We start from the raw sequence: 5,134 nt of genomic DNA, 5'->3' as shown, positions 1-5,134 counted from the left end.
GGTCAGCGGGAGTGGGAAGATCTGTATCGCCGCCGCTGGCAGTATGACAAAAAGGTGCGTTCCACCCACGGGGTCAACTGCACCGGGTCCTGCTCCTGGGATGTCTATGTCAAGGACGGCATCCTGGTGTGGGAAACCCAGGCGACGGACTATCCGGCCTGCGGTGAAGGATATCCCAACCATGAACCGCGCGGGTGCCCGCGCGGGGCCACCTACTCGTGGTACACCTACAGCCCGGTGAGATTGAAATACCCGCTGATCCGATCCAGCCTGCTGGAAATGTGGCGCGAGGCAATGGGGCGGACCGACGACCCGGTGGCTGCCTGGGAGAGTATCGTCGGTGATGAGGAAAAACGCAGCCGGTTTCATAAAGAGCGCGGCAAGGGCGGTTTTGTCCGGGCCACCTGGGACCAGGCCGCCACAATGGTCGCCGCAGGGTTGATCCACACGATAAAAAAGTACGGCCCGGACCGCATTTTCGGGTTCTCCCCGATCCCGGCCATGTCCATGGTGTGCTACGCCTCGGGTTCACGATTCCTGTCGTTGATCGGCGCGTCCATGATCAGCTTCTACGACTGGTATTGCGACCTGCCGCCGGCCTCGCCGCAGATCTGGGGCGAGCAGACCGATGTGCCCGAAAGTGCCGACTGGTATGAATCAAGCTATTTTATCGTCTGGGGCGCCAACCTGCCCATGACGCGAACGCCCGATGCCCATTTTTACACCGAGGCACGCTACCGCGGCGCCCGGGTGACAGCCGTGGCGCCCGATTACGCCGAATATGTCAAGTTCGCCGACACCTGGCTGCCGGCCAAGGCGGGGACGGACGCGGCACTGGCCATGGCCATGACCCACGTCATCGTCAAGGAGTTCTACGTTGACCGCCAGGTACCCTATTTTATCGATTACGCCAAACAGTATACCGACCTGCCCTTCGTGGTGGTGCTCGACGAGCGTGGCGACACCCATGCGCCCGGCCGGTTTCTGCGTGCCGCGGATCTGGGTGCCGAGATCAACAATGCCCAGTGGAAAACGGTGGTGGTTGACGCGACCAGTGGTGATTTCCATGTCCCCAACGGCAGCATCGGGTTTCGCTGGAACGAAGAGGGGCGCTGGAACCTGAAACTGGAGGAAAACGGCCGGCGCATTGACCCGCTGCTCAGTTTTGCAGAGCAAGCGGATGGGTGGCAAACGGTCTCCTTCCCCATATTCGAGGCCGCCGGCGTCGCAACCCAAAAAGGCCTGGTGCCTTTCAAAACCGTTGCCACCGCCGCGGGCGAACGACGCGTGGTCACGGTCCTCGACCTGATGACCGCCCAACTGGGCGTGTCTCCCAAGAACGCACCCTCTGTACCTTCAGACTACCCAACCGATTACACCGATCCCAAGCCCTACACGCCCGCCTGGCAGGAAGCCATTACCGGGGTTCCGGCAGCCGATGTCATCCGGGTGGCACGCGAGTTCGCTGACAACGCCGAAAAGACCCACGGTAAATCCATGATCTTTTTAGGCGCCGGCACCAACCACTGGTATCACAGCGACATGATCTACCGCACCATCATCAACCTGACCACCCTGTGCGGCTGCCAGGGAGTCAACGGCGGTGGGTGGGCGCACTATGTCGGCCAGGAAAAAGTGCGTCCCCAGGCGGCCTGGTCCCAGGTGGCCTTCGGCCTGGACTGGCAACGGCCGCCACGGCTGCAAAACGGCACTTCGTTTTACTATTTTGCCAGTGACCAGTGGCGCTACGACACGCTGCGGCCCGAAACCGTGCTTTCGCCGCTGGCCGAAAAAAAGCCCCTGCAGCACATGGCCGATTACAACGTGATTGCCGCCCGCCTGGGATGGCTGCCCTCGTACCCGCAGTTCGACCAGAACCCCATCGACCTGGTGCGCGAGGCCGTGGCCAGCGGTGCCGAGTCGGACGAGCAGATCGTGGCCTATGTGGTCGATAAACTGAAAAAGGGCGAACTGCACTTTGCCGTGGAAGATCCGGACAACCCGGCCAATTTCCCGCGGGTGCTGTTCCTGTGGCGGGCCAACCTGCTGGGCGCCAGCGGCAAAGGCCATGAGTATTTCCTCAAGCATCTGCTGGGCGTGGACAACGCCGTGCTCAACACGGACAGCGACGTGCGCCCGGAAGAGATCAAATGGCGCGATCCGGCCCCGGAAGGCAAACTGGACCTGCTGGTCACCCTGGAGCTGCGCATGTCCACCAGCGCCATGTACGCCGACATCGCTCTGCCGGCGGCCGGCTGGTACGAGATGCACGACCTGAACACCACCGACATGCACCCGTTTATCCACCCGTTCAACCCGGCCATCGACCCACCCTGGGAGACCCGCACCAACTGGGAACAGTTTAAAACCATCGCCGAAAAATTCTCGCAGATGGCGGTTGAGCACCTGGGGCCAGTCAAAGACCTGGTGGCCACGCCCCTGATGCACGACAGCCCCGGCGAAATCGCCCAGCCGGATGTCAGGGACTGGCGCAAGGGCGAATGCGAACCGCAGCCGGGCCGGACGATGCCCAGCCTGGCGGTGGTGACCCGCGATTACCCGAATGTCTATCGCAAAATGACCGCCCTGGGTCCCCTGGCCGCCTCGGCGGGCGTGGGTTCCAAGGGGGTCGTGTGGAAAGCGCAAGAGGAAGTCGAGGCCTTGAAAGCCTCATTGGGCACGATCGTCGAAGCGGGCGTCAGTCAAGGACAGCCGGTGATGCAGACCGCCAAACAGGTGGCCGAAACCATCCTGATGCTGGCGCCGGAGACCAATGGCGAGACGGCGGTCAAAGCCTGGATCGGGGTGGAAAAACGCACCGGCCTGTCGCTGCAGCACCTGAGCCTGCGCCGTCAGGGTGAGCGCTTCCGGTTCGATGACCTGACCGTCCAGCCGCGCAAGATCATCACCTCGCCGATCTGGAGCGGCATCGAATCCGAAGAGCGGCGCTATTCGCCCTTCGTGATCAACATCGAGGAAAAGATCCCTTTCAGGACGCTCACGGGCCGGGCCCAGTTTTATCAGGACCACCCATGGATGCTGGATTTTGGCGAACACCTGCCCCTTTACCGGCCGCCGCTGGATATGCTGAATGCGGGCTCAATTCTTGTGCACCGCGAGCCGGAGCGGGAGATCGAGCTCAATTACCTGACGCCCCACTCAAAATGGTCGATTCACAGCACCTATTCGGACACCCTGACCATGCTGACCCTGTTTCGCGGCGGCGAGGCGATCTGGATCAACGATGAGGATGCCTTGAAAATAGCGGTCCGGGACAACGACTGGCTGGAATGCTTCAACGCCAACGGGGTGGTCATGGCCAAGGCGGTGGTCAGCCCGCGCATCCCACCGGGCAAGGCGTTCATGTATCATGCCCAGGAACGGTTGATCAACACGCCGGGATCGAAGCTGTCCGGCCGACGCGGAGGCACCCACAACAGCGTGACCCGCATCGTCGTCAAGCCCACCCATATGATCGGCGGTTACGCGCAGCTCAGCTATGGGTTCAACTATTACGGCCCCATTGGGTCCCAGCGCGACGAGACGATTATCGTGCGCAAAGCCGGGGAGGTGGACTGGTATGAAGATTAAAGCCCAATACGCCATGGTGTTGAACCTGGACAAGTGCATCGGCTGCCACACCTGCAGCATCCCGTGCAAGAACGTCTGGACCAATCGTGACGGCGCCGAATACATGTGGTTCAACAATGTCGAATGCAAACCCGGTATCGGATATCCCAAACGCTGGGAGAACCAGGAGGTTTACCGGGGCGGCTGGGAATTGCGCCGGGGCCGTTTGCAGCTCAAAGCCGGCGGCCGCCTGCACAAAGGCCTCAACATCTTTCACAATCCCGACCTGCCGGTAATCGACGACTACTACGAACCGTGGAATTACGACTATGCACGGCTGATCGAGAGTCCCAAACGCAAGCACCAGCCATCCGTGCGTCCCCATTCCCGCCTGACCGGCAAACCGATAAAACTCAAGTGGGGTCCCAACTGGGAGGACGATCTGGCCGGCCTGGGCGAAACCGGCGCCGGAGATGTCAATTTTAAAAATTTAGAGATTGCGACCTACCTGCAGTTTCGCAACGTGTTCATGTTCTGGCTGCCGCGCTTGTGTGAGCATTGCCTCAACCCGGCCTGCGTGGCCTCCTGTCCGTCCGGCGCCCTTTACAAGCGCGATGAGGACGGCATCGTCCTGGTGGATCAGGAGCGCTGCCGGGGCTGGCGCTACTGCGTGTCGGGCTGTCCGTACAAGAAAGTCTATTTCAACTGGAAGACCGGGCGGGCGGAAAAGTGCATCTTCTGCTATCCCCGGGTCGAAGCCGGCCTGACCACGCTGTGCGCCCACAGCTGCGTCGGCCGCATCCGTTACGTGGGGGTTCTGCTTTACGATGCGGACCGAATCGCCGAGACGGCAGCCGCCCCATCCGACCAGGCCGTCTACCCGGCCCACCTGGAGATCCTTCTCGACCCCAACGATCCCGAAGTCGAGCGCCGCGCCGCCGCCCAGGGTATCGCGCCGAACATGCTGGCCGCCGCCAAGCGATCACCGACCTATGCGCTGATCAAAGAATGGCGCCTGGCCCTGCCGCTGCACCCCGAATTTCGCACCCTTCCCATGGTGTGGTATGTGCCGCCGCTAAGTCCGGTCAGCAGCCAGGTAGAGCCTTCCCAGGAATCGGATACCATCGACCGCATGCGCATTCCCATGACCTATCTGGCCAACCTGCTCACCGCCGGTGACGAGGCGCCGGTCAGGAGCGCCCTCAAACGCCTCTCGGCCGTCCGTCAATACATGCGGACCCAACGGGTGGAAAAGCGGTCCGATAAACAGTTGCTCGATGCGGTGGGGCTTGATGAAGAGATGGTCGGAAAGATTTACCGCCTGCTGGCCCTGGCGCGCCTGGAGGATCGTTTTGTTCTGCCGACCAAGCCCGTTCAGGATGACGATAATCACGCCCGGCAGGGCTGCTGCGGCTTTGGTGAAGCATGTTAGATGCGTGGTTGCATGAATAACCGGAAAAATTTCACCGCGGAGAACGCGGAGGGCGCAGAGAAAATATAATTGGCGACTAAAGCTATTCGACAATGAGAAGGAAAGATCAACAATGACCGATCACCCGCCCGA

The 5,134-nt window shown here is 61.3% G+C and carries 2 protein-coding genes; both read left to right on the top strand.

Annotation, left to right across the window (positions count from 1 at the left end; translation table 11 throughout):
- Positions 1–3,591, top strand: a 3,591-nt coding sequence (locus tag QNK41_RS20570) for a nitrate reductase subunit alpha (protein WP_319260977.1), incomplete at its 5' end; no start/stop codon positions are given.
- The gene (narH, locus tag QNK41_RS20565; RefSeq protein ID WP_319260974.1) at positions 3,581–5,002 is read left to right on the top strand and encodes a nitrate reductase subunit beta; all 1,422 of its coding nucleotides are present in this window, start codon (positions 3,581–3,583) and stop codon (positions 5,000–5,002) included. The genes QNK41_RS20570 and narH, both read left to right, overlap by 11 nt.
- The last annotated feature ends 132 nt before the right edge of the window (positions 5,003–5,134 follow it).

It is taken from the genome of Desulfosarcina sp. (assembly GCF_033791525.1).
Classification (GTDB): Bacteria; Desulfobacterota; Desulfobacteria; order Desulfobacterales; family Desulfosarcinaceae; genus Desulfosarcina.
Note: the sequence above shows the minus strand (reverse complement) of the source record. Positions and strands in the feature narration are given on the sequence as shown.

Coding starts and splice junctions, on each gene's coding strand:
- narH (WP_319260974.1), top strand. CDS start 3,581: ATGAAGATTAAAGCCCAATACGCCATGGTGTTGAACCTGGACAAGTGC.